Below are 22,564 nucleotides of genomic sequence, written 5' to 3'. Positions count from 1 at the left end.
GAGCGATGTGGCGAGCGCGTGACATGATGTCTCGCCTGCTGCCGCGGTGAGGCGGGCTGGTAAGCTTGTCATGACTCGCTCAGCGCTGCACTTGGACTCAGGTCTTGTTCGCCGGTCACGCGCTGGCGTCATGTCGTGGCTGAGCGCAGACCATTCCCGTCACGTCACTTTCTTTCCCATTCGGGGCGCCTTGCCTGTCGATGCGCTGCCGGACCGTTGCCGGAACTGCCATGTATCGCGTAGAAGAAGACAATGCCCGCCCGCGGCTGCTCAATCTGCTGATCATCGTCACGCTGATCACCATCGTGGTCTCGCTGTATTACCTGATCGACTATTACCTGGTACGCGATGGCAGCAACGGCAAGGTGACCTGGTTTGCGCCCAATCAGTCCTGCGAGCTCAATCATGCCCCCTGTACTGCCGAACTGGGCCGCTTCGGGCGTATTACCCTGGCGCTGGACGGTGATATCAGTCCGCTGACACCGCTGGGCATTCGCGTGATGACGGAGGGCGTCTCACCGGAGGGGGTCGAGGTGGATTTCATCGGCCGCCATATGGACATGGGCGTGAAGCGCAGCGTGCTGAGCACCACCGATGCCCAGAGCCTCGAGCGCCAGCATTGGCAGGGGGAAGGGCAGCTGGGGTTCTGCAGCAGCGCGACCATGGCGTGGCGTGCGCAGGTGATCGTGACCACCGAGCGTGGCCGACTGGGCAGCTGGTTCGATTTCGATAGCCATCCCCGGGCCACCACGGCGGAGCAGCTAGAAAGCTCGGTCGATCAATTGTTTCGCCGTGATACCCGCCCGATGCATCAGGGCAGCTAGCCGTTGGCGTTGAGCCCGGCCGGCAGGGACGTCGTTTCAGGCATGAAGGCACCGGGAGGCAGGGATGGGCGCAGAGCGAAAGTCACAGGACGGGCAGGCAGGCACTCGCCGACAAGAGAGCCATCAGCTCGACAAGGGCGTCGCCAGACGTTGGTGGTTGCTGGGTGCCGTCGGCCTGGCGGCCGTGATCGGGGCCGGTGTCGCCTGGCAGCAGGCGCAGCAGGATCTGGCGCCGGTTGCGGGGATGCAGGCCTGGGCCAGTCTAGGCGGTCCCATCCAGCTCGAATCGCAGCAGGGTGATTTCACACTCGCGGAGGTCACGATGGGCGAGGCCGCAGATGCGCAGGCCACGCCGGTCGTCGCGCTCTACTTCGGCTATACCCAGTGCCCGGATGTCTGCCCGATGACGCTGGCGGCGCTGCGTCAGGTGATGTCTGAACTGCCACCCCAGGCGGCGGCGCGCGTGGTGCCGGTGATGGTGTCGCTGGACCCCGAGCGCGACACGCCTGCCCGGCTGGCCGAGTACACCGGGCACTTCGGGCCACGCTTTCAGGGCATCACCGGCAGTCAGGCGGCACTCGCCGATGTGGCGCGGCGTTATGGCGTCAGCTATCGACGTGTCGAGGCACAGGACTCCGCGCTGGGTTACACCATCGATCATGGTGCCGCGCTCTATCTCGTCTCTGCCCAGGGGCGCATCTACGATCGTATTCCGTTCACGCCGGGGCCGGCCGGTGTTCGCGCTGGCGTGACGCGCGTCCTGAGCGCGACCGCTGATTGAGCCCTGCGTGGCACCCGCTGAATGCGCCGCGTCTTGAGGCCGTTCTCAGAGGTGAAATACACATTGTCCACAAGTTGGCAAGCGCTCGAGGAAAATTTTGTGGATAATCATGACGGCTCGAACATGCAACGCAGTGTCGTCAAGTGCTGATTTATAAAGGCTATTAAAAACAAACTGTTACGTGATATCGACTAAAAATATCAAGTCAGTGGTTGCTTTGCGTTCAACCAGCATCACTGCCGCGACAGGCACCGGAAAGGCCGGTTGTCAACCTGTGGTCAATAGCTTCCCCACAGATTTATCCACAGGCTGGCGGCGTCCGTACAGGGATTTCTGGAGTGGAGAACCAGCGGACATCCGCCATTGCCAGAAACGCAAAGAGCCGCCCGATGGGCGGCTCTTTCGTTGCTACCGGCAGCAGTGCTTGCCGGTTACCAGCAGGGGGGGGGCTTACGCCGCCATTACTGCTTTGCGTCGGCCTTGGTCACGTCGAGCAGCTCGACCTTGAAGGTCAGCGTCTCGTTCGGGCCGATCGGGCCGCCGGTGCCAGCCTTGCCGTAGGCAAGCTCGGCCGGGACATAGAGCATCCAGGTATCGCCGACGCTCATTTCCTGCAGTGCTTCCTGCCAACCCTTGATGACCTGGTTGACCTTGAAGCTGACCGGCTCGCCACGCTGGTAGGAGCTGTCGAAGACGGTGCCGTCCAGCAGCTTGCCTTCATAGTTCACCTTGACGGTATCTTCAGCGGACGGGGTCGCGCCGTCTCCGGATTCCAGCACCTTGTACTGCAGACCGGAATCCAGTGTCTTCACGCCGTCCTTCTTGGCGTTGTCGGCGAGGAACTTGTCACCCTCTGCCTTGTTGTCGGTCGCTTCCTGCTCGACCATCTTCTTCTGCTCTTCCATCTTCTTCTGCTGGAAGCGGGAAAGCGAATCCGCGATTTCCTGGTCGCTCATCTTCATGTCGCCCTTGGCGTAGACATCACGCACGGCTTGAGTGAAGGCGTCGAGATCCAGATCGGTGATGTCCTGGGAGAGGCTCTTGCCCAGAGTTGCACCGATGCCATAGCTGAGCTGTGCCTGCTCGTCTGCGAGGCTGTCATCGGCGGCAAAGCTGAACGGGGTGACCAGGAGGGCGCCGAGCGCGACGGCACTGACCAGCTGTTTCATGAAAACTCCTTCAGGATGGAATGGGCCTGAGACGGGCCCGAAACACGCAATTGACACCGAGGCGGCATGGCCTGCCTCGGGCACTAGTGTTACTCCGACTCTACCAGCCGCGTACAAGTTCCGCATCTCGCTGGCGTTGTCAGGCGCTGACGGGCACGCGGGCCAGTGCCAGTCTGCGCAGGGCACGTGCCGTCGGGTGATCCCCCACGGCGAGCGTCGTCTTGCCGCTCAGCAGTGCCAGTGATTGTTGAAAGGCCTGCAGCGGGTCCGCGACATGGGCGAAGGGCGCCCTCAGGCCGGCCACACTTTCGGCTGACGACAGCGCAGGGCTCAGCTCTTCCAGCTGGGCGAGGGTCTCCTGCTCGGCGGACAGCTCGCAGGCCTTGAGCTGCTGATAGAGGCGTTCCAGGCGTTGCACCGCGGCCGGGTCCTGGGTCGCGGGCAGTGTCGTCAGCTCCTGTTTCAGCTGGCGGCGGCGCTCGCGCAGCATGGCGGTCATCCAGCCCTGCCAGTCGCGCACGTCTTCCAGCAGGCGAGTGGGCGAGGCGGCCAGGGCGATGCCGTGGGCGGACAGCCAGTGAATCCACAGCAGCTCGCAGACATCGAGTCCCGCCTCGTTCTGCAGCAGCAGGCAGGTACTCATCATGTCCGGCGTCGGCTGAGAGTTGCCCGCAGAGCCGACCTCGCCGGGCAGGGCATACAGAGACAGCGCGTAGTCCCACAATCCGATAGAATATGCGCCCATCAAGTCGGCCTCTTCGTGTGTCACGGATGATGTCTCTTCATGTGTCACGGATGATGTCTCTTCACGTGCCACCGATGATGTCTCTTCATGTGTCACGGATGATATCTCTTTACGTGCCACCGATGATGTCTCTTCATGTGTCACGGATGATGTCTCTTCACGAGTCGCGCCCAGCAGCTTGCTGAGTCGTAGCGCTCGTGTCGGTGGCGGTGAACGGGAGCCCGACGTCCCCCGTATTTTCTGATCGAGGTTGTCATGATTGCACTGCGCCAGCTCGCCCTGCAACGCGGCGGAGCACCGCTGATCGACGAAGCGGACCTGACGCTGCATGCCGGTCACAAGGCCGGTATCGTCGGCCCCAACGGCGCCGGCAAGTCGAGCCTGTTCGGCCTGATCCTCGGCGAGCTGACGCCCGACAGCGGCACGGTATCGCTGGCCGGTGGCGTGCGTGTCGCGCACATGGCGCAGGAAATCGATGCACTGGAGCGTCCGATCGTCGACTACGTCATGGACGGGGACCACGCGCTGCGCGAGACCGAGCGCGCCCTGGCGGCCGCCGAAGAGAGCGGCGAGCACCAGCGTCAGGCCGAGCTGCACGCCCATTTCGATACCCTTGATGGCTACACCGCACGGGCACGTGCCGAGCAGCTGCTGGTCGGCCTTGGCTTCAGCCAGGCGCAGCTCAGTCAGCCGCTGGCGGCCTTCTCGGGTGGCTGGCGCATGCGGGCCAATCTGGCGCGTACCCTGTTCACGCCATCCGACCTGCTGCTGCTGGATGAGCCGACCAACCACCTGGATCTCGATGCGTTGCTGTGGCTGGAGCAATGGCTGGCGCGTTATCCCGGCGCGCTGCTGCTGATCTCCCACGACCGCGACTTCCTCGATGCGGTGTGTGATCACATCATCCACTTCGATCGTCGCAAACTGGTGGTCTACAAGGGCAATTACAGCCGCTTCGAGCGCACGCGTTCCGAGCGTCTGGTGCGTGAGCAGGTCGAGCACGAGAAGACCATGGCGCGGCGTGCCGAGATCGAGGATTTCGTGCGTCGCTTCAAGGCCAAGGCCACCAAGGCACGTCAGGCCCAGAGCCGCATGAAGATGCTGGAGCGCATGGAGGAAACGGCGGCCGTGAAGGCCGATTCCCCGTTCCACTTCACCATCCCGTGCTCCGACAAGATCTCGCATCCGCTGCTGGGGCTGGACCGTGCGGTGATCGGCTATCCCGGTCAGCCGCCGCAGCTCTCCGGGGTACGCTTCTCACTGCTGCCGGGACAGCGCATCGGTCTGCTCGGCCCCAACGGTGCCGGCAAGTCGACGCTGATCAAGGCGCTCACCGGCGAGCTTGCGCTGGTCGAGGGCCAGCGGACCGCCGGCGAGCATCTGGCCATCGGCTACTTCGCCCAGCACCAGGTGGATGGGCTCGACCTGTCCTCGACGCCCTTCAATCATGTGCTGCGCCTGTCACCGTCGGCGGGTGAGCTGGAGATCCGCACCTTCCTTGGCAGCTTCGGCTTCCACGGCGATGAGGTCTACGCCACGGTGGAGTCGTTCTCCGGTGGCGAGAAGGCGCGTCTGGCGCTGTCGCTGATCGCCTGGCAGAAGCCCAATCTGCTGTTGCTGGATGAGCCGACCAACCACCTGGACCTCGACATGCGCGAGGCGCTCACCGATGCACTGGCGACCTTCGAGGGCACCGTGATTCTGGTCTCCCACGACCGCCACCTGCTGCGTGCCTGCGTCGATGAATTCTGGTGCATCGCCGATGGGCGCGTGACGCCCTTCGATGGTGACCTGGATGATTACCGTGCCTGGCTCAAGGCGCGGGTCGAGGGCGAGCGGCGGGAAGCGCGTACCCAGAAGGATGCCGATGCGGAGACTGGCAGCACGCGCACGCCGGACCGCAAGGAGGCGCGCCGTCAGGCGGCCGAACTGCGCGAGAAGCTGCGTCCGCTCAAGAAGGTCAGCGACAAGGCCGAGCAGAAGATGAGCAAGGCGCAGGGCGAGCTGGACAAGATCGAGGAAGCGCTGGGCGATGCCACGCTCTACGAGGCTGACCGCAAGGCGGAGCTGACCGGGCTGCTGGCCAGCCAGGGCGAGATAAAGAGTCGCCTTGATGAGGCCGAAGCCGAGTGGCTCGAGGCTCAGGAAGCGCTGGAAGACATGGAAGCCCAGCTCAAGGCGGCGGACTAGGTCATGCGGCTGGACCGCTGGCTGACACGTCAGCCACAGCTCAATCGTCGTCATGCGCTCTCGGCGCTGGCGGCGGGGCGCGTGCGGGTCAACGGCGCGACGGTCAGCGACCCGCTGCATGAGGTCGGCCCCTTCGATGACATCCATCTGTCAGTGAGTGGCGCTGTCGTCTGCCTGCAGGCCGCGCGGCGTCCGCGTCATATCCTGCTCAACAAGCCCGCCGGGGTCGTGACGGCCTGTCATGACCCCGAACACCCCACCGTGATCGATGTGCTGCGTGACACACTGAATGCACGCGGCGAGGACAGCGGCTGGCTGGCCGACATCCACCATGTCGGGCGTCTTGATCGTGCGACGACCGGCGCCCTGCTGCTGACCAATGACGGCGGTGTCTCGGCGCGCATCAGCGCTGCCGGGCTCGAGGGCCCCGCCAAGCGCTATCGCATGGGGCTGGAGCGTCCCCTGTCGGAGGTCGAACAGGAAAGCGCCATTGCACAGGTTCGCCAAGGGGTGATGCTCGAACATGATCCGCGCCCGACACTGCCGGCACAGCTTGCGTTTCTCAGCGCGGACCAGGCGTGCCTGACGCTGCACGAGGGACGGCATCATCACATCAAGCGGCTGTGGCGCAGCCTGGGCAATCGCGTGGTGTGGCTGCACCGTGAGTCGGTGGCGGGCTTGAGTCTCGAAGGGCTGGCGCCGGGGGAGTGGCGCGAGCTTACCCGCGGGGAGTGTTCACGGCTGGGAGCCGCGCAACCTCGCGGGTGAGGCCACCCGGCGGGTGGCATCTTGTCGACACCGGGTTATCCACACCCACCCGGTGCGCCGCCAGCGCGTGACGGCTGCGATGGGGTGTGGATGGATCGTGCTGAATCGTCGTCAGCGCTGCTCAGCTGCCGGTCGCCTGACCGGGCAGGTCCTCTGCCGAGATGCTCGCCTGGTCATCGTCGGCGGGGCTGGCATCAGGCGTCGACAGGCTGACCAGCTCGCCGTCGGCGTTGCGCGTGAAGTTGCGCACGATGACCCCGATATCCTCCGGCAGCGGCGCAAACTGGCTGCAGCGGCTCAGTACTTCCTGCATGTCCTGATAGCCACTGTCGCGCCGCGAGTCGATGGTCGCGCGCGAGAAGTCGATATCCTTCAGTGAGGTCTCGCCCGGGCGCGCCGCGGCCAGCAGGCGCACCACGTTGATCGAGGGCTGCTGGGTCATGGCGAGGATGCGCTGGATCTTCGGTGACTGGCGCAGCGCCTCCGGCAGATGGTCGGCGAGATTCTCGATTCCCATGCGCAGCGCCTGATTCTCTTCCAGCAGATGGAGATGCTCGCCGGCACGGCTGGAATACTGGATGTCCTTCTCGCGCAGCTGCGCCTCCTGCAATGTCTCCGGCACCTTGCCATCGGCACTCCACAGGTCGATCACGTAGCAGTTGACCACCGTCTCGCCATGCGGCCGCTCCGACAGCACCCAGCTGACGGGCGTATTGGAGTACAGGCCGCCATCCCAATAGGCTTCGCCATCGACCCACACCGGCGGGAAGGCCGGTGGCAGGGCGCCGCTGGCCAGAATATGGCGGTGGTCCAGCGCTTCATGCGAGGAGTCGAAGTAGCGCAGCGCGCCGCTGCCGATATTCACCGCCCCCACCGACAGGCGAACATTCTCCGGGTGGCGGGCATCGAGTCGCTCGAAGTCCACCAGCCGATTGAGCGTGTCGCCCAGCGGCTCGGTGTCGTAGAGGCTGGGCGGCTCGCCGAAGAAGCTCTGCCAGATCGGTACCGTCCACAGCGGGCGCGGGCGGAAGAAGCCCGGAATGCCCCACAGCATGGCGGAGGTACGCGCGACACTGCGCTCCCACGGATGAAAGGCGGGGCCCATGCTGGCAGCGGGTTGGGCGATGCCATACCAGAATGACTCGAGGGCCTTGAGGCGCTCGCCCTCCGGATTGCCGGCGATCAGGGCGCCATTGATGGCGCCGACCGAGGTGCCGACCACCCAGTCGGGCTGGATGCCGGCCTCGGCCAGCGCCTCGAAGATGCCGATCTGGTAGGCGCCGAGCGCACCACCGCCTTGCAACACCAGAATATTGAGCGCATCGGCGCAGAAGTCGCAGGATGTATCACGCATGAAACCTTCTCCTCTCTAGTAGTGCAGCACTCCGCCGGGGAATGCCCGAGGTCAGGGGACCGTCGCGAGCCTGACGCCATGGGATGGGGGAGGCGCGGACTCGTGGAGGCAGCGAAAGGGTGACGAGGTGCATATCAAGGGCAATGAAGCACCTGATCCAGGCAATGAGGCACTGGGTCAACGCAATGGAAGAGCTTTTATTGTGCAGTGCAGCATGGCGCCTGTCAGCATAGCACGCATCCTCGCCTTGCGTATCTGCGATCTCATTCAAGCGATTGACTGAGGCGGCAGGAGCAGTGGTATGGGCAGAGACAAGGAGGAAGACAGCAGCAGCCGTGCGCCGGTCATTGACACCAGGGCGTCAGCCACAGGTCGGCTGCCAGCAGCAATGCATAGCGTCCGCCCTTGGCGATCACGATCAGGACGATGCTTTTCCACCACGCCAGCCGGAAGACCCCCGCCAGCACCGTCAGCGGGTCGCCGATCAGCGGGGCCCAGCTCAGCAGCAGGCTCCAGGCGCCGAAGCGGCGATACCACAGAGTGCCGCGCGCCAATGCGCGCCGCGAGACCGGAAACCAGCGCCGTGTGCGCAGGCGGCGGGCGCCACGCCCCAGGGCGACGTTGATCAGGCTGCCGAGCGTGTTGCCCAGCGTCGCCGCGATCCACAGCGCCCAGGGCGCGTGTCCCTGGCACCACAGTCCCGCGAATGCCGCTTCCGATCCACCGGGCAGCAGGGTGGCGCTGGCCAGTGAGATCACGGCGAGCGAGGTCAATGCCGGCAATGACAGCACGGCTACTTCATCCATATCACTTTCTTCTGTTTTTCACGGTGGCAGGGCGCTGGGGGTGGCTTTCTTCCCTCCTCAGCTCGGGTATGCTGTTGGCACGTCAAAGCCATATTTCGGGAGCTTCCTGCATGCATATTCCGTGCGTCCTGACGATAGCGGGCTCAGACCCCTCCGGGGGAGCCGGCATTCAGGCGGACCTCAAGACATTCTCTGCGCTGGGCGCCTACGGGGCCAGCGTGATCACGGCGCTGACGGCGCAGAATACCTGTGGTGTGCGCAGCGTGGAGGCGGTCTCGCGGGAATTCATCGCCGCACAGCTGGACGCCGTGCTGGATGATCTCGATATCCGCGCCGCCAAGATCGGCATGGTGGCCGATCCGCTGGTGGTGGAAATGCTCGCCGACCGCCTTCAGCAGCGTCGCCCGCGCTGGGTCGTGCTGGACCCGGTGCTGGTCGCCAAGAGTGGTGATGCGCTGGTCAATGATGCTGCCATCCAGTCGGTGGCCGAGCACCTGGTGCCGCTGGCCGACATTATCACGCCCAACCTGCATGAAGCCGCGGTGCTGCTGGGTGAGCGGCGCCTGATCGGGCGCTCCGACATGCCTGAGGTCGCTCGCGAGCTGCGCGCCCGAGGCGCGAAGGCGGTACTGATCAAGGGTGGAGCGCTTGAGGGGCAGGCCTGTGATGACCTGCTGGTCAGTGATGCCGGCGAGCAATGGCTGTGCGCGCCACGTATCGAGACCGACAACCTGCACGGCACCGGCTGCTCGATGTCTTCTGCCATCACGGCGCGACTGGCGAACGGTCTGCCGTTGTCGCAGGCGGTGGTCGAGGCACGCGAATGGCTGTTGGGCGCGCTGCGTGCCTCCGATCAGCTCAATGTCGGCAAGGGTCGGGGGCCGGTGCACCATTTCCACGCCCTGTGGTAAGTCAGCCAGAGCCAGGCCCATGAGAGCAAGCCACTGATAGCCGATTCCACAAGGGCGGTGACCCTGCAGGAGCGATGACCTGCAGGAGAAAGGCCCCGTGAGTTCCCCTGGATCCCTGCCAGCCAACGAGTAGATGCCATGCCTATATCGCTGTACCGCTTGCCCGTATCAGCTATCCGCGGCGCCGTTTGCTGCCTGAACGCCGCCTGGCGTGTCGTCAGTCCGCCGGTGGCGAGTATGCCGCGCTGGCTGGCCGCGGGCGTGATGGGGGCGCTGATTGCCACCACCAGCCCGGCTGCGCTCGCCGTCGAGATCAAGGGGGTGACCTTCGCGGATCAGGTGACCACGCAGTCCGGCCAGCCGCTGACGCTGATCGGCAGTGGGCTCTTCACCTACCTGCTGTGGGACGCCTATGTCGGCGCCTATTATCAGGATGCGCGTCGCCCGCGCCCGGCGCCGCTCAAGGATGTCTCGCGTCGCCTGGTGCTGGAGTACTTCCATGCCATCGATGCCGAGGACTTCGCCAAGGCGACCATCAAGGGCGTGCGCAAGAACCTGTCAGCAGCGGATTTTGCGGCGATCGAGCCTGAATTGACGCGCTTCAATCGTGCCTATCAGGACGTCGTGCCGGGGGATCGCTATGCGCTGCAATGGCTGTCCGCCGGTGGCGGCAGAGGCACCTTGTCGCTGGTACTGAACGAGCAGGTGATCTTCGAGAGCGGCTCGCTGGCGCTGGCCAATGGCCTGTTCGCGATCTGGCTGGGGGATTCGCCGGCTCAGGAGGATTTCCGCACCGAGTTGCTGGGTCAGTAACCCCCGATCCGCAAAAAGCCCCTGCCGGTTTCCCGGCAGGGGCTTTTTCATGCCTTGGTGATGCTCGAAGTTGACTGACAGCCCTGGCGCGAAGCGCGAGCTGTCAGCGCTCAGGAGATCACTTGCCTTCGGCAGCCTTGATGTCGGCCTGCAGGGTGTCGAGGATCTTGCTGCCACGCTCACCGGCCTGCTCACGGTAGACGTCCCAGCCCTTCTCGCCGACCGGGCGGAAGGCTTCGCGCTGCTCATCGGTCAGCGTGATGATCTCGATGTCGCTGTCTTCCTTGATCTTCTCCAGACGGTCAGCGTTGTACTCCTCCTGCTTCTCGAAGATGTACGGACGCATCTCGTTGGTGACCTTGTCGAGCATCTGCTGCTGCTCGTCATCCAGTCCGGAATAGAAGTCACTGGAGGCCACCAGCGTGGTGATGAACTGCGCCTGCTTGGCCTGGATCATGTAGTCCTGAACTTCGTAGAAGCTCATTTCCTGGATGGCGAACACCGGGTTCACCTGGCCGTCGATCTGACCCAGCTGCAGGCCGGAGTAGACCTCGGAATAGGGCATCGGCGTCGGGTTGGCCCCGTAGCCGCGGTAGCTCTCGACCAGAATCGGCGAGGTCATGGTGCGGATCTTGAAGCCTTCCATGTCCTCAGGTGTCTTGATGTCGCGGTTGCCGGTCCACACCATCCAGCCTTCCGGAATCACGCCCAGCAGCTGGAGGTTCTGCTCGGTGTAGGCCTCGGACAGCATGTCGATGGCCTTGGAGCTGCCGAGCACCTCTTCATTGATGGCATTGTCGTCGGAGAACAGGAAGTGCAGCGTGAAGACGCCCGACTCCGGAATCACCGAGGCCAGGTGACCCGGTGAGGCAAAGGTCAGCTGGATGGCATCGCTCTGCACCAGTTCGGTGAGCTGTGAGGAGGTACCCAGTGCACCGTAGGGGTAGATCTCGACATCGATGTCACCGCCGGAGGCCTCTTCGATGCGCTTCTTGAATTCCTGGGCGTAGGCATCCTGCACACTGCCGGAGACTTCCTCCAGCGCGAAACGCCAGGTGTCCGCCTGCACGCCCGCGGAGGCCAGCGCCGCCATGCCCAGGCCGGACGCGAGGGCGCCTCCCTTGATGAGCGCGGCGAGACGAGAAAGGGGAACAGGAGTCCTGGACGTCTCGCGATTCTGCTCGGGTGACGGGTTCCATTGCATCGTCATCTTGTTCTCCTTGTGTGATTTCCATCATCGTCGGGCGGCTCTGGGCATACCCGGCGTGCAACTTGCATCATTCAGATAATATTGCCATTCTTAATATAATAAAAAAATCACCAAATTAGATAGTGTGATTAGAATTTATTATGAATAAGCTGAGCTTGTGCGTATGAGTCTCTGGTACTCGAGGCTCTGCTCATTGCTCACCAGGGCTTCACAATCGGCCCCCGGCGCCAGAGCGACATGCCGTGCGTCGGCTGCATACTGATTTCAAACGCCGCTAATAAAGCTAGAACAAGAGTAGCCAAAGTGAAAATCACGGCGGCGCCGCGGAAAATTTCAATGGATCGTACTGGCAAGTGCTGGCCGTCTGGTGCAAACCACTGCGCGCATGACGCCTGGTAGAAAGCCTATCTGGCAGGATGCCGCATCAACAGGAAACCGCTTCATGAACTCGCCCCCCTCCAAGTCTCCCTCCGCTGATGAGACCCGCCCCAGCCCGGCCGAGACGAATGGCGGTCAGGACCCCCTCGCACATCTGCCTGCGCCGCTGCGCCGTCTGGCCGCCTGGTTCGAACGTGGTGACCAGGGACTGGCGCACGCCGAGCGCTGGTTGATCGCCCTGTGTGTGCTGGGCATGGCGACGGCCAGCATCGCCAACGTCATCGGGCGCAACGTCTTCAACTACAGTCTGCCGTTCACCGAAGAGCTGATGCAGATCCTGCAGCTGTGGCTGACCTTCCTCGGCATCAGCTACGGCGCGCGCGCCGGGCGACATATCCGCGTGACGGCGCTGCTGGACTTCATGCCGCCGTGGTTGCGCAAGGTGCTGCTGATCGCCGGGCAGGTCATCACCTGTGCCTTGCTGGCCTACCTCGCCTGGCTGGCGGTGGATTATCTGCAGAGCCTGGCCAGGTCCGGGCGTGTCACGCCGTCGCTGCGCTGGTCGCTGGCGGCGCTCTATGCCGTGGTCCCGCTGGGACTGGCGCTCGGGGCTCTCCAGTACCTGATGGCGATCCTGCGCAACCTGCTGGCGCAGGGCGCCTGGTTGTCATGGCGTACGGCGGAGATGGACGAGAACGAGGAAGTCGACGGCAGCGGCGCGCTCTAGTCACTGCGTCGGGAATGTCTTCTCGATGCCTCGATAGACGATTGATCACACTTCATTGACCCAGGGACGGAAGCTGCGATGTGGATTCTGCTCGTGATGGTGGGGCTGCTGTTGCTTGGGGTACCCATGATGGTGCCATTGAGCGTCGGCACCTTCTTCTTGTTGTTCAGCGATTTTCCCTTCCTCAAGCCGGAGCTGGTGATCCAGCAGATGATCGGTGGCCTGCAGCCGGTGGTGCTGACGGCGGTGCCGATGTTCATTCTGGCGGCCGATATCATGCTCAAGGGCTCCACTGCCCAGCGCCTGCTGGATCTGGTCGAGCGCTTCGTCGGCCACTGGCGCGGCGGCCTGCCGGTGACCACCGCGCTGGGCTGCACTCTGTTCGGCGCGGTGTCCGGCTCCACCCAGGCCACGGTGGTGGCGATGGGGCGCCCGCTGCGCCCGCGGCTGCTGGAAGCCGGTTACAGTGACAAGTTCACCATCGCATTGATCATCAATGCCTCCGATATCGCGCTGCTGATTCCGCCCTCCATCGGCATGATCATCTACGGCGTCGCGACCGGTACCTCGGTGGGTGACCTGTTCATCGCCGGTATCGGCCCGGGGCTGATGATCCTGGTGCTGTTCTCGCTCTACTGCATGTGGAAGTCGTGGAAGCTGGGCATCGCTCCACAGCCCAAGGCGGACTGGCCCGCACGCCTCAAGGCCTTGAAGCGCGCCAGCCTGCCGGCGGGCTTCCCGGTGATCATCATCGGCGGCATCTACTCGGGCATGTTCTCGCCGACGGAGGCCGCCACGGTCTCGGTGATCTATGCGCTGATTCTCGAGATGCTGATCTATCGCGGCGTGACCCTGAAGGACCTGCCCGGTGTAGCCTTCTCCACGGGGTTGATCACCGCGGTGGTGTTCATCCTGGTGGCGGCGGGCGCGGGATTCTCGTGGATGATCTCCTTCGCCAAGATTCCGGATGCCATCCTCGGCGGCTACATTCCCTACCTGTCGGAGCATGCGCTGGCGCTCTTGGCGGTGATCGCGGCGGCCTACTTCGTCGGCTGCATGTTCGTGGACCCTATCGTGGTGATCCTGATTCTGGCGCCGGTGTTTGCGCCGGCAGTCGATGCCGCCGGGCTGGACCCGGTGCTGGTCGGCACCCTGGTCACCCTGCAGGCGGCGATAGGTTCGGCGACTCCGCCCTTTGGCTGCGACATCTTCACTGCGGTGGCGGTATTTAGAAAACCGTACATGGAGGTCATCCGAGGGACGCCGCCCTTCATTGCCCTGCTGTTGCTGGCGACGGTGCTGCTGATGCTGTTCCCGCAGATCGCGCTGTTCCTGCCCAGCCTCGCCAGCTAGCAGCGCCTCCCATCCTCTCAAGTAACACCTGTCGCGCCCCGCAGGCTCAGTCTGCGGGGCGTTCGCGTCTGGTATGCTCCGAGCACGAAATGTCATGAATCAACATCCATCTCTTGAAGGAGCAAGCGGCATGCGAGCATTGATCCAGCGTGTCACACGGGCAGAAGTCGTGGTCGAGGACGAGAGCGTCGGCGCCATCGAAGGCGGTCTGCTGGTACTGGTAGGCGTCGAGAAGGGCGATGACGAGGCGCGTGCCGACAAGTTGCTGCACAAGCTGCTGCATTATCGGGTCTTCGGTGACGAGAACGACAAGATGAACCTCAACGTCCAGCAGGCTGGCGGCAGTCTGCTGCTGGTCTCGCAGTTCACGCTGGCGGCGGACACCGGCAGCGGCATGCGTCCCAGCTTCTCCTCGGCGGCGCCACCGGCGGAGGGCGAGCGGCTGTTCACCTATCTGGTCGACAAGGCGCGTGAGCGCGGGAGAGAGCTCGGGGTGGGAATCGAGACCGGACGCTTCGGCGCCAACATGCAGGTCTCGTTACTCAATGACGGGCCGGTGACCTTCCTGCTCGAAAGCTGATCGCGCAGACCCAAAAAAGCCGCCCCCGAGGGGGCGGCTGCAAGCATTGGATGACGGGACTGCGCCGCCTCGCGGGAGCGCGGCGCAGGTAACGCGGTCTTACTGCACGCCTTCCGGATTACGTGCGTTCAGGTAGGCCTGTTCAGAGACCTCATGCCACTTCTCGACCTTGCCTTCGAAGGTGGTATAGGACTCGTAGATGCGGCCGGCCAGATCGTTGGACTCGCCGAGTTTCTTGACCACGTCGCCGGACAGTTCACGTGCCTTGTCGAGCACGTCCTGCGGGTAACGGCGCAGCTCGACCTTGTGCTCGTTGAGCAGTGTCTCGAGGGCGTCGTTGTTGCGCGCGGTGTACTCGTCGAGCATGTCCTGGTTCACGTCACGTACCGCGGAACGCAGGATGGCCTGCAGGTCCTTGGGGAGCTCGGCCATGGCGTCGTCGTTGACGATGGCCTCGAAGGTGACGGTCGGCTCGTGCCAGCCCGGATAGTAGTAGTACTTGGCGGCCTGATAGAGACCGAAGGCCAGGTCGTTGTACGGGCCGATCCACTCGGTGGCATCGATGGCACCGGACTGCAGCGAGGTGAAGATCTCGCCGCCCGGCATGCTGACCGTCGCCACGCCCATCTGCTGCATGACATCGCCACCCAGACCCGGGATACGCATCTTCAGGCCATCGAGGTCGGCGACCGAGTTGATCTCCTTGTTGAACCAGCCGCCCATCTGCACGCCCGAGGCGCCACCGGCCATGACTTCGACGCCGAACTTGTCGTAGACCTCGTTCCACAGCTCCAGGCCGCCGCCGTAATGCAGCCAGGCGTTCATTTCCTGCGCGGTCATGCCGAAGGGGACGGCGGCGAAGAACTGGGCTTCCGGCGCCTTGCCTTTCCAGTAGTAGGAAGCCGAGTGACCGATCTGCGCGGTACCGGAAGAGACGGTATCGAGTACCTCGAAGCCCGGCACCAGCTGGCCTGCGCCATAGACCTTGATCTTGAGGCGGCCGTCGGACATCTCGTCGACCAGACGCGCGAGGCGTTCCGGTCCCTGGCCCACCCCCGGGAAGTTCTTCGGCCACGAGGTGACCATCTTCCAGGTGAAGGTATCGGCGGCGTTGGCAACGGCCGGCAGGGTGCCCATGGCGGTCATGGTGCCGACGGCGATACCGAAGGCGAGTTTGTTGAGTTGCATGGCATGCTCCTTGAAGTGCCCGATTGTTGTTGTGCACCGGTCAGTGACCGGTGCTGGGCAAGAGGTGGGCCGCGAACGGCTCCCGTGCATCTGCATGAGCCGACTGGCGGCTCTCCCATCAGCTGGCGGAGCTACCCCCGCCAATTCAGTTGCTACTCTGTCCTTGTACTGTTTCGTCAGTCGTGGCCTAGAACTGGGCCGGCAGCCAGGTCGCCAGGCCCGGGAAGGCGGCCAGCGCACCCAGCATGCACAGCTGGATCAGGATGAACGGAATGACCCCCTTGTAGATCTGCTTGGTGCTGACTTCCTTGGGGGCCACGCCGCGCAGGTAGAACAGCGCGAAACCGAACGGCGGCGTCAGGAAGGAAGTCTGCAGGTTGATGGCGATCATGATGCCCAGCCAGATCGGGTCGAGGCCCATGGCCAGCAGCACCGGGCCGACGATCGGTACCACCACGAAGGTGATCTCGATGAAGTCGAGGATGAAGCCGAGGAGGAAGATCACCAGCATCACCACCAGGGTGGCACCGATGACGCCGCCGGGCATGTTCTCGAAGATCTCGGTGACGACCTCTTCGCCGCCGAAGCCGCGGAATACCAGCGAGAACAGCGCGGCACCGATCAGGATCAGGAACACCATCGAGGTGACGTTGGTGGTGGAGCGCACCACTTCCGTCAGGGTCTTCAGGCTCAGCTTGCGGTTGGCGAGGGCCAGCATCAGTGCACCGAAGGCGCCTACGGCAGAGGCTTCTGTCGGGGTCGCGAGACCGCCGAGAATCGAGCCGAGCACACAGACGATCAACACGATCGGCGGCACCAGCCCCTTCATCATCAGCCAGAAGATGCTGCCGGTATGCCCCAGCTCTTCCATCAGCGAATCACGGTCGACGGCCGGCGCCTTTTCCGGTTTCAGCCAGGCGACCATGGCGATGTAGACGATATAGGCGAGCACCAGGATCAGGCCCGGAATCAGCGCGCCGATGAACAGGTCACCCACCGAGACGGTCTTCGGACTCCAGATGCCCATCGACAGCTGGGCCTGCTGATAGGCGGAAGACAGCACATCGCCCAAAAGGACCAGCGCGATGGACGGCGGGATGATCTGCCCCAAGGTGCCAGTGGCACAGATGGCGCCGGTGGCCAGTGACGGGTCATAACCGCGCTTGAGCATGGTCGGCAGTGACAGCAGGCCCATGGTGACGACGGTCGCGCCGACGATACCGGTGGAGGCGGCCAGCAGCATGCCGACGATGGTCACGGAAATCCCCAGTCCGCCACGCAGCGAGCCGAACATCAGCGCCATGGCGTCGAGCAGCGTTTCGGCGACCTTGGACTTCTCCAGCAGCACGCCCATCAACACGAACAATGGCACGGCCAGCAGGGTCTGGTTGGTCATGGTGCCGTAGAGGCGGTTGGGCATCGCGGACAGGAAGCTGGCATCGAATACGCCCTGGGTAATGCCCAGTGCGTCCAGCCCCATGCCGAGTCCGGCGAAGGCAAGCGCGGTACCGGCCAGTGACAGCGCCACCGGATAGCCCAGCATCAGGACGATACAGATACACACGAACAGCAGCAGTGGCATGATCTCGAGCATTACACCAGCTCCTCATCGTGGTCAGGGGTGTCATCGCTCGCATGCGGGGAGGGCAGGCGGCCCATCAGGAACAGCAGGTGTCGGCCGGCTTCCGCCACGCCTTGCAGCATCATCAGGATGGCGATGGCTGGAATCAGGGTCTTGAGCAGGTAGACGCCCGGCAGGCCGCCGGATTCGGGGGAGGCTTCCTTGATGTCCCAGGAATCGCCCACGTAACCGAGGCTGGAGAGCAGGATGAATGTCATCACCGGGAACAGCAGGAACAGGGTGCCGCCGAGATCGACCCACGACTTTCCGCGGTGCGACATGCGCTGATAGAAGATATCCACTCGCACATGGCCGTCGTGCTTGAGCGTGTAGCTGGCGGCGAGCAGGAAGACGGCCGCGTGCATGTACATCACGGATTCCTGCATGGGGATGCTGTTGATATTGAAGACGTAGCGCAGCATCACGATGGTGAATTCGACCAGCATCATGATGACGACCAGCCAGGATACGCAGCGTCCCAGCCCCTCGGTCATGCGGTCGAGCCCTGTGAGCCAGCCGGGGGTAGAGGCATTGGCAGACATGGAGTCCCCTTGGCCTGCGGGTAGCAGGTGATGATTGTTGGTGTTGTTGTTGCTTTGCCGACAGCGTTTGCTGTGTCTTTGCCAAGCGCTTGTGTTGCAAGCGATTGCTGGCAAGGTCGCCAATTCAGATGTTGCTCATGTTGTGGTCAGTCGCGGTGTGCAGCAAGCCGTGATGGCATTGCTTTGAACAACGCTATTCCACGCTTCATCCCTGTAAGTGACGTCGCTCGGATGCGGCATGTCACCAGTCATCGCTAAGTCAACGATTAATCCACGTCATTGGCAGACAAAGAGTAGCGAGCGGCGGCACAACAACAAATGGATCATTGGTCTGACAGGCGGTTTTTGCCTTTGCTTGCAGTGAGATAGGCGAGGCAATGCCGGCAGTGATGCATGGGAACGCTCGAGGAAGGACGCGGGTGGGTCGCGTTATGCGTATCAAGCCAAAGCTGGCGGAAGCTTGAGTCGGGAGAGCCGGACGGGTGAGCCAGGCGGTAGAGGGGGCGACATTCGTGCGGGGGAGCGATGTCAGAGTGTCAGGCATCAGAGATGCATGACTGAGAGAGGCGCCGGAAAGTCAGGCGAGCCCGATTGCCTTGCGGCATGCGGCTGGCAGATGGACTTCTACCGCAAGCGGCAGATGGTCGGAGAACAGGTGTGACAGCGTGGTCGGGTGGCTCAAGCGCAGCGTCGAGGAGACCAGGATATGGTCGAGCCCACGGCGTGGCTGCCAGGCCGGGTAGCTGTTGATGGCCTTGCTGGGGCGGGAATCGAGTGCCTCGCTGAACGCCTTGTGCTGACGGAGCTGGGCCAGCGTGCAATTGAGGTCACCCATCACGATCACATGCTTGAGGGGCGCGATCAGCTCGCCAAGATACTGCAGCTGACGATGCTGGATACGGGCACCGAGAGCCAGGTGGGTGACGAAGACATGCAGGGCGTGTTCGCCCTCGCCGAAGCGGGCATGGATGGCCCCGCGCCCCGGCAGAGTGCCGGGCAGGCTGTGCTCTTCGAGATGGCTGATCGGCAGGCGCGACAGCAGGCCGTTGCTGTGCTGAGCCAGGCGGCCCAGGTTGCGATTGAGCTGCTGATAGCGATGCGGGAATTCGGCCGTCTCGGCCAGTGAATCGACCTGATTGACGTTGCCGGAGCGGAAACTGCCCCCATCCACCTCCTGCAGTCCGACGATATCGTAGGGCGTGATGGCGGCGGCGATCAGCTCCAGACGCTTGCGGCGCATCGGGTGGGGCAGCACATGCTGCCAACCGCGGGTGACATAGTGATGCCACGCCGCGGTATGGATACCGACCTGCATGTTGAAGGTCAGCAGACGCAGGGGAGGTGCCGTCTCGTCGATTCCGGCACCTTCCGTGGCGCTGGCGGCCACTGAGTCAGCAGCCGCTGCCATCAAGCGGCGTCCTTGCTGCCGGCTTTCTCTTCACGCACCTGCTCGACCAGCTCGTCGGTGATCTTGAGCATGTTCTGCAGTGAACCAGCCGTGCTCGGCGAGATGACATAGCGGCCATCCACGATCAGTGCCGGTACGCCCATGATCTTGTAGGCACGCATCTGGGCGTGGGCCTGATTGACCTGGCTCTTCACGCCGAAGGAGGTCAGCGACTTCTTGGCGTTTTCTTCGCTGACGCCGTAGTCGCTGTAGAATTTGGCGATATCATCCGGATCGGTCAGGCGCTGGTGGTCCTGATGGATGGCATCGAAGAAGGCCTTGTGGGTCTCGTCGAGGATGCCCAGGTCCTTGGCGGCATAGAAGGCATAGGCGTGCTTGACCCAGTCCTGCCCCATGGTGGCCGGCAGGCGGTTGAAGGTCACGTCGCTCGGCAACTCATCGACCCACGGCTCGAGGCTGGATTCCAGCGCGTAGCAATGCGGGCAGCCATACCAGAATGCCTCGACCACTTCGACGTTGCCTGCCGGCGCATCGGTCTTCACCGGCTCGTCGAGCACCTGGTAGTCCTTGCCAGCTTCAGCGGCGAAAACGCTTGCTGACAGGCCAAGGCCCGCCACCAGAGTCAGTAGGGGTTTCCACTTCATGGAACATCTCCATCGGATTGAGGCATGCCCGGTGATGATACCCGGCAACATTAGTGATGCATCGAGTATGCGTGTCAGCCACCACCGCTGTCGAGACTGCCGGGCGGGACACGGCGGATCACTGTCGGGCCAGCCTAGCGCGACAAGGTTGACCGCTGGATGAACGCCGTTCGAGCAAGCCCCGTACAAGGCGTCGCTTGACCACGCCCCTTGAAAGGCGTGCTGGTGCTGGTCGTCATCAAGTCAGTCATACGCGACACCCGGCTGAACGGATGCCTCAGCGCAGGCCGTGGAGATATTCGGCCACCTGCTGCATATCGCTGTCACTCATGCGCGCGGCGATGCTGCTCATGATGGCGTTCGGGTCGTTGTCGCGGCTGCCGTCGCGGAAGGCCTTGAGTGCTGAGACGGTATAGGCGGGGAATTGCCCGGCCAGCGCCGGATAACCTGCCGAGTCGATGCCTTCACCGCGCGGACCATGACAGGCTGTGCAGGCCGCGATGCCACGCTCGAGCGAGCCGGCCCGATACAGCACCTCGCCTGCACGGGCCGCCTCTGGCTCGGCCTGACCACGATTGGCGGGCTGCGCGGCGTAATGGGCCGCGATATCGGCGATGTCCTGATCGCTCAGGTTGTCGGCGATACCGGCCATCTGCGGCACCGAGCGGCGACCATCCCGGATGTCGGCCGTCTGCTTGCGCAGGTAGTGGGCCTGCTGGCCAGCAAGATGGGGGAAGGCCGGCGTCGGCGAGATGCCCTGGGCGCCATGACAGGCAGCACAGACGGCAGCCTTGGCCTTGCCTGCCGCGGCATCGCCGACCAGCGACTCGGCGGCGGCCCCCGTCGGCAAGGTGGCGGCCAGCATCGTGGCAGCAAGTGCCAGCAGCAGGCGCAAGGGGCGCTCGGGGATCTGCCTTGGTCTCATCAGCTCATCCATTTCACTGGTCCCTGTTTCACGAAGAGGCCCGTTCGGGGCTTGTATCATCCGGCGTGGATGATGGCCTCTGTCATTTCCCCGGTGCCCGCGCCGTGCTGCGCGCGGTGAGAAGTGCCCCCCACTCTCGCAGCCCGTGAGAGCAGGGTGGTACACTAGGCCTCATGATCGTCATGCTGACCTTGCAGGCAGTATAGCGAATCCCCTCAGGGCGCGTGAGCGTGCCTGTCGCCAGTCGTGTCATCGCAGTCATCCAGTGCATCTTTCCGCTGATGTCGGAAAGTTGCAGCGCCGATGGCAGGGCAGGCGGCACTCTTTTCGTTACACCGGTCGTTTCTTCTGCTCTCTCGTGATGTCGCGCGGGCGAGACGTCCGCCTTCAACAGGTATTCAGAACTCCCATGGCCGAATCAGCTCCTTCGACCCCCAAGCTCCATTATCGTCAGGCGCGCTTCCTGATCAGTGCCGCGACTCTGGCCCAGTGCCCGACGGACGTGGGTGCCGAAGTGGCCTTCGCGGGTCGCTCCAATGCCGGCAAGTCCAGCGCCATCAATGCGCTGACCTCGCAGAAGGCGTTGGCCCGTACCTCCAAGACTCCCGGCCGCACCCAGCTGATCAACTATTTCACCATCGGTGAAACGGGCCGCCATCTGGTCGACCTGCCCGGCTATGGCTATGCCAAGGTGCCGGACAAGGTGAAGCGCGAGTGGCAGTCACATCTGTCCAACTACCTGCGCAACCGCCAGTCGCTGCGGGGTCTGGTGCTGCTGATGGATGTACGCCATCCGCTGTCCGAATTCGACCAGATGATGCTGGGCTGGGCCGATGAGGCCAGGATGCCGGTGCATATCCTGCTGACCAAGGCGGACAAGCTGAAGCGCGGGCCGGCGGCGGCAAGCCTGCAGAAGGTGCGTCACGCGCTCAAGGAATGGGAAGACCTGGTCACCGTGCAGCTGTTCTCGTCGCTGAAGTATTCAGGTGTGGAGCAGGTGCATGCCAAGCTCGACGAGTGGCTGGCGGACCCGTCGGTGATGGACGGCGTGGAAGAGATGGCGGGCGACGAGGCACCGCAGGACCCCTTCGACGACTGAAGGTGCAAGACGATCTGGGGCGAAGCCTCGAACTATGCCACCTTGCATGACGAAACGGCCACCCCTCGGGGTGGCCGTTTGCGTTACGACAGGCACGCTGTCACTCACATCTGCACTTTTGCGCTTCCCCCGGGGCCCATTACATGAACAGGCTGCGCGGTGCGCTAGGAATGGGGTCAAGGCGGGTCAGAGAGCTCGTCTCCCTGGGCGCCGAGAGAATATGCGGAGCCTTCACCACAGGCTCGATGACTTCCGGCATCGTCACGGCCTCGCTGGGGGCGAGCAGGCTGCGCATGGCCTCCTGTGGTGAGGCTGCCGGCACCTCTTGCGCGCTGGATTGCAACGTCGCGAGGCTGACACGTCCACTGTAGACCGCCACGATGACCAGCAATGCGGATACCAGTACGATGGCCACCCCTTTCAGCAGGGGCGGCTTCTGGGGAGAGAAAGGTGACACACGGTAGCGCGGGAGTGAGTGATTGCTCATGCTGGCCTCTCCTGTTGACGTCGAGGTGGCAGGCATCTCCC

The 22,564-nt window shown here is 63.6% G+C and carries 22 protein-coding genes; 10 read left to right on the top strand and 12 right to left on the bottom strand.

Going from position 1 to position 22,564, the window contains the following annotated elements:
- Positions 1 to 230: 230 nt before the first annotated feature.
- Entirely contained in the window at positions 231 to 824 is a 594-nt protein-coding gene (locus tag NH396_RS10070) for a hypothetical protein (protein WP_253063371.1), read from the top strand.
- A gap of 64 nt (positions 825 to 888) precedes the next feature.
- A complete protein-coding gene (locus tag NH396_RS10065) occupies positions 889 to 1,605 on the top strand; it encodes an SCO family protein (protein WP_054556420.1) in 717 nt (238 codons plus the stop codon).
- Between the two features lie 461 nt (positions 1,606 to 2,066).
- Here the strand turns inward: NH396_RS10065 and NH396_RS10060 are convergent, their stop codons facing one another.
- Together NH396_RS10060 and NH396_RS10055 are read right to left on the bottom strand one after the other, a co-directional pair.
- A complete protein-coding gene (locus NH396_RS10060) occupies positions 2,067 to 2,774 on the bottom strand; it encodes an FKBP-type peptidyl-prolyl cis-trans isomerase (protein WP_043333314.1) in 708 nt (235 codons plus the stop codon).
- Between the two features lie 139 nt (positions 2,775 to 2,913).
- Complete coding sequence (locus NH396_RS10055; RefSeq protein ID WP_253063369.1) at positions 2,914 to 3,519, bottom strand: TIGR02444 family protein; 606 nt, start codon at positions 3,517 to 3,519, stop codon at positions 2,914 to 2,916.
- Positions 3,520 to 3,774: 255 nt separating this feature from the next.
- Between NH396_RS10055 and NH396_RS10050 the strand changes: the two genes are divergently transcribed.
- Together NH396_RS10050 and NH396_RS10045 are read left to right on the top strand one after the other, a co-directional pair.
- Positions 3,775 to 5,709 (top strand): ATP-binding cassette domain-containing protein, encoded by a 1,935-nt coding sequence (locus NH396_RS10050; RefSeq protein ID WP_253063367.1) that lies wholly within the window; start codon positions 3,775 to 3,777, stop codon positions 5,707 to 5,709.
- Between the two features lie 3 nt (positions 5,710 to 5,712).
- Positions 5,713 to 6,477 (top strand): pseudouridine synthase, encoded by a 765-nt coding sequence (locus tag NH396_RS10045; protein ID WP_253063365.1) that lies wholly within the window; start codon positions 5,713 to 5,715, stop codon positions 6,475 to 6,477.
- A gap of 121 nt (positions 6,478 to 6,598) precedes the next feature.
- On the opposite strand, the gene NH396_RS10040 is transcribed toward NH396_RS10045, so the two are convergent.
- Positions 6,599 to 7,831 (bottom strand): patatin-like phospholipase family protein, encoded by a 1,233-nt coding sequence (locus NH396_RS10040; RefSeq protein WP_253063363.1) that lies wholly within the window; start codon positions 7,829 to 7,831, stop codon positions 6,599 to 6,601.
- 344 nt (positions 7,832 to 8,175) lie between these two features.
- Positions 8,176 to 8,604 carry a YqaA family protein gene (locus tag NH396_RS10035; protein WP_253063603.1) on the bottom strand — a complete coding sequence of 143 codons (429 nt, stop codon included), beginning with the start codon at positions 8,602 to 8,604 and terminating at the stop codon, positions 8,176 to 8,178.
- A 143-nt stretch (positions 8,605 to 8,747) separates the two neighbouring features.
- Between NH396_RS10035 and thiD the strand changes: the two genes are divergently transcribed.
- Entirely contained in the window at positions 8,748 to 9,548 is an 801-nt protein-coding gene (gene thiD / locus NH396_RS10030) for a bifunctional hydroxymethylpyrimidine kinase/phosphomethylpyrimidine kinase (RefSeq protein WP_175089007.1), read from the top strand.
- Between the two features lie 138 nt (positions 9,549 to 9,686).
- Positions 9,687 to 10,361: a chalcone isomerase family protein gene (locus NH396_RS10025; RefSeq protein WP_253063361.1), complete on the top strand. Its 675-nt coding sequence runs from the start codon at positions 9,687 to 9,689 to the stop codon at positions 10,359 to 10,361.
- A 118-nt stretch (positions 10,362 to 10,479) separates the two neighbouring features.
- Here NH396_RS10025 and dctP read toward each other — a convergent pair whose 3' ends face one another.
- On the bottom strand, positions 10,480 to 11,571 hold the full coding sequence (dctP, locus tag NH396_RS10020; RefSeq protein WP_253063359.1) for a TRAP transporter substrate-binding protein DctP: 1,092 nt from the start codon (positions 11,569 to 11,571) through the stop codon (positions 10,480 to 10,482).
- A gap of 442 nt (positions 11,572 to 12,013) precedes the next feature.
- On the opposite strand from dctP, the gene NH396_RS10015 reads away from it, so the two are divergent.
- The 3 genes from NH396_RS10015 (at position 12,014) to dtd (ending at position 14,609) form a co-directional block, all read left to right on the top strand.
- Positions 12,014 to 12,676, top strand: a complete 663-nt coding sequence (locus NH396_RS10015; protein WP_253063357.1) for a TRAP transporter small permease — start codon at positions 12,014 to 12,016, stop codon at positions 12,674 to 12,676.
- Between the two features lie 78 nt (positions 12,677 to 12,754).
- Positions 12,755 to 14,029 carry a TRAP transporter large permease gene (locus NH396_RS10010; protein WP_253063355.1) on the top strand — a complete coding sequence of 425 codons (1,275 nt, stop codon included), beginning with the start codon at positions 12,755 to 12,757 and terminating at the stop codon, positions 14,027 to 14,029.
- A 130-nt stretch (positions 14,030 to 14,159) separates the two neighbouring features.
- Positions 14,160 to 14,609, top strand: coding sequence for a D-aminoacyl-tRNA deacylase (gene dtd / locus NH396_RS10005; RefSeq protein WP_107335714.1), 450 nt, complete (start codon positions 14,160 to 14,162; stop codon positions 14,607 to 14,609).
- A gap of 99 nt (positions 14,610 to 14,708) precedes the next feature.
- On the opposite strand, the gene NH396_RS10000 is transcribed toward dtd, so the two are convergent.
- From NH396_RS10000 to NH396_RS09975, 6 genes are all read right to left on the bottom strand, one after another.
- The gene (locus NH396_RS10000; RefSeq protein WP_253063601.1) at positions 14,709 to 15,755 is read right to left on the bottom strand and encodes a TRAP transporter substrate-binding protein; all 1,047 of its coding nucleotides are present in this window, start codon (positions 15,753 to 15,755) and stop codon (positions 14,709 to 14,711) included.
- 229 nt (positions 15,756 to 15,984) lie between these two features.
- Complete coding sequence (locus NH396_RS09995) at positions 15,985 to 17,391, bottom strand: TRAP transporter large permease subunit (RefSeq protein WP_176675897.1); 1,407 nt, start codon at positions 17,389 to 17,391, stop codon at positions 15,985 to 15,987.
- Positions 17,391 to 17,960: a TRAP transporter small permease subunit gene (locus NH396_RS09990; protein ID WP_253063353.1), complete on the bottom strand. Its 570-nt coding sequence runs from the start codon at positions 17,958 to 17,960 to the stop codon at positions 17,391 to 17,393. Before NH396_RS09990 ends, NH396_RS09995 begins: the two co-directional genes overlap by 1 nt.
- Before the next feature lie 577 nt (positions 17,961 to 18,537).
- Positions 18,538 to 19,275 (bottom strand): endonuclease/exonuclease/phosphatase family protein, encoded by a 738-nt coding sequence (locus NH396_RS09985; RefSeq protein WP_225996620.1) that lies wholly within the window; start codon positions 19,273 to 19,275, stop codon positions 18,538 to 18,540.
- A 92-nt stretch (positions 19,276 to 19,367) separates the two neighbouring features.
- Positions 19,368 to 20,012 (bottom strand): thiol:disulfide interchange protein DsbA/DsbL, encoded by a 645-nt coding sequence (locus tag NH396_RS09980; RefSeq protein WP_176675900.1) that lies wholly within the window; start codon positions 20,010 to 20,012, stop codon positions 19,368 to 19,370.
- Between the two features lie 277 nt (positions 20,013 to 20,289).
- A complete protein-coding gene (locus tag NH396_RS09975; RefSeq protein ID WP_306424402.1) occupies positions 20,290 to 20,937 on the bottom strand; it encodes a c-type cytochrome in 648 nt (215 codons plus the stop codon).
- A 409-nt stretch (positions 20,938 to 21,346) separates the two neighbouring features.
- Here NH396_RS09975 and yihA point away from each other — a divergent pair, with 409 nt between their 5' ends.
- A complete protein-coding gene (yihA, locus tag NH396_RS09970) occupies positions 21,347 to 22,036 on the top strand; it encodes a ribosome biogenesis GTP-binding protein YihA/YsxC (RefSeq protein ID WP_253063351.1) in 690 nt (229 codons plus the stop codon).
- Between the two features lie 139 nt (positions 22,037 to 22,175).
- On the opposite strand, the gene NH396_RS09965 is transcribed toward yihA, so the two are convergent.
- Positions 22,176 to 22,523: a hypothetical protein gene (locus NH396_RS09965; RefSeq protein ID WP_253063348.1), complete on the bottom strand. Its 348-nt coding sequence runs from the start codon at positions 22,521 to 22,523 to the stop codon at positions 22,176 to 22,178.
- Positions 22,524 to 22,564: the final 41 nt, after the last annotated feature.

Source organism: Cobetia sp. Dlab-2-AX (assembly GCF_024124625.1).
Classification (GTDB): Bacteria; Pseudomonadota; Gammaproteobacteria; order Pseudomonadales; family Halomonadaceae; genus Cobetia.
This window is presented reverse-complemented; position numbering and strand designations above follow the sequence as displayed.

Bases quoted from the DNA above. Each gene is read 5' to 3' on its own strand.
- NH396_RS10070 (WP_253063371.1), top strand. From the start codon at position 231: ATGTATCGCGTAGAAGAAGACAATGCCCGCCCGCGGCTGCTCAATCTG.
- NH396_RS10065 (WP_054556420.1), top strand. From the start codon at position 889: ATGGGCGCAGAGCGAAAGTCACAGGACGGGCAGGCAGGCACTCGCCGA.
- NH396_RS10060 (WP_043333314.1), bottom strand. From the start codon at position 2,774: ATGAAACAGCTGGTCAGTGCCGTCGCGCTCGGCGCCCTCCTGGTCACC.
- NH396_RS10055 (WP_253063369.1), bottom strand. From the start codon at position 3,519: ATGGGCGCATATTCTATCGGATTGTGGGACTACGCGCTGTCTCTGTAT.
- NH396_RS10050 (WP_253063367.1), top strand. From the start codon at position 3,775: ATGATTGCACTGCGCCAGCTCGCCCTGCAACGCGGCGGAGCACCGCTG.
- NH396_RS10045 (WP_253063365.1), top strand. From the start codon at position 5,713: ATGCGGCTGGACCGCTGGCTGACACGTCAGCCACAGCTCAATCGTCGT.
- NH396_RS10040 (WP_253063363.1), bottom strand. From the start codon at position 7,831: ATGCGTGATACATCCTGCGACTTCTGCGCCGATGCGCTCAATATTCTG.
- thiD (WP_175089007.1), top strand. From the start codon at position 8,748: ATGCATATTCCGTGCGTCCTGACGATAGCGGGCTCAGACCCCTCCGGG.
- NH396_RS10025 (WP_253063361.1), top strand. From the start codon at position 9,687: ATGCCTATATCGCTGTACCGCTTGCCCGTATCAGCTATCCGCGGCGCC.
- dctP (WP_253063359.1), bottom strand. From the start codon at position 11,571: ATGACGATGCAATGGAACCCGTCACCCGAGCAGAATCGCGAGACGTCC.
- NH396_RS10015 (WP_253063357.1), top strand. From the start codon at position 12,014: ATGAACTCGCCCCCCTCCAAGTCTCCCTCCGCTGATGAGACCCGCCCC.
- NH396_RS10010 (WP_253063355.1), top strand. From the start codon at position 12,755: ATGTGGATTCTGCTCGTGATGGTGGGGCTGCTGTTGCTTGGGGTACCC.
- dtd (WP_107335714.1), top strand. From the start codon at position 14,160: ATGCGAGCATTGATCCAGCGTGTCACACGGGCAGAAGTCGTGGTCGAG.
- NH396_RS10000 (WP_253063601.1), bottom strand. From the start codon at position 15,755: ATGACCGCCATGGGCACCCTGCCGGCCGTTGCCAACGCCGCCGATACC.
- NH396_RS09995 (WP_176675897.1), bottom strand. From the start codon at position 17,391: ATGCTCGAGATCATGCCACTGCTGCTGTTCGTGTGTATCTGTATCGTC.
- NH396_RS09990 (WP_253063353.1), bottom strand. From the start codon at position 17,960: ATGTCTGCCAATGCCTCTACCCCCGGCTGGCTCACAGGGCTCGACCGC.
- NH396_RS09985 (WP_225996620.1), bottom strand. From the start codon at position 19,275: ATGCAGGTCGGTATCCATACCGCGGCGTGGCATCACTATGTCACCCGC.
- NH396_RS09980 (WP_176675900.1), bottom strand. From the start codon at position 20,012: ATGAAGTGGAAACCCCTACTGACTCTGGTGGCGGGCCTTGGCCTGTCA.
- NH396_RS09975 (WP_306424402.1), bottom strand. From the start codon at position 20,937: ATGAGACCAAGGCAGATCCCCGAGCGCCCCTTGCGCCTGCTGCTGGCA.
- yihA (WP_253063351.1), top strand. From the start codon at position 21,347: ATGGCCGAATCAGCTCCTTCGACCCCCAAGCTCCATTATCGTCAGGCG.
- NH396_RS09965 (WP_253063348.1), bottom strand. From the start codon at position 22,523: ATGAGCAATCACTCACTCCCGCGCTACCGTGTGTCACCTTTCTCTCCC.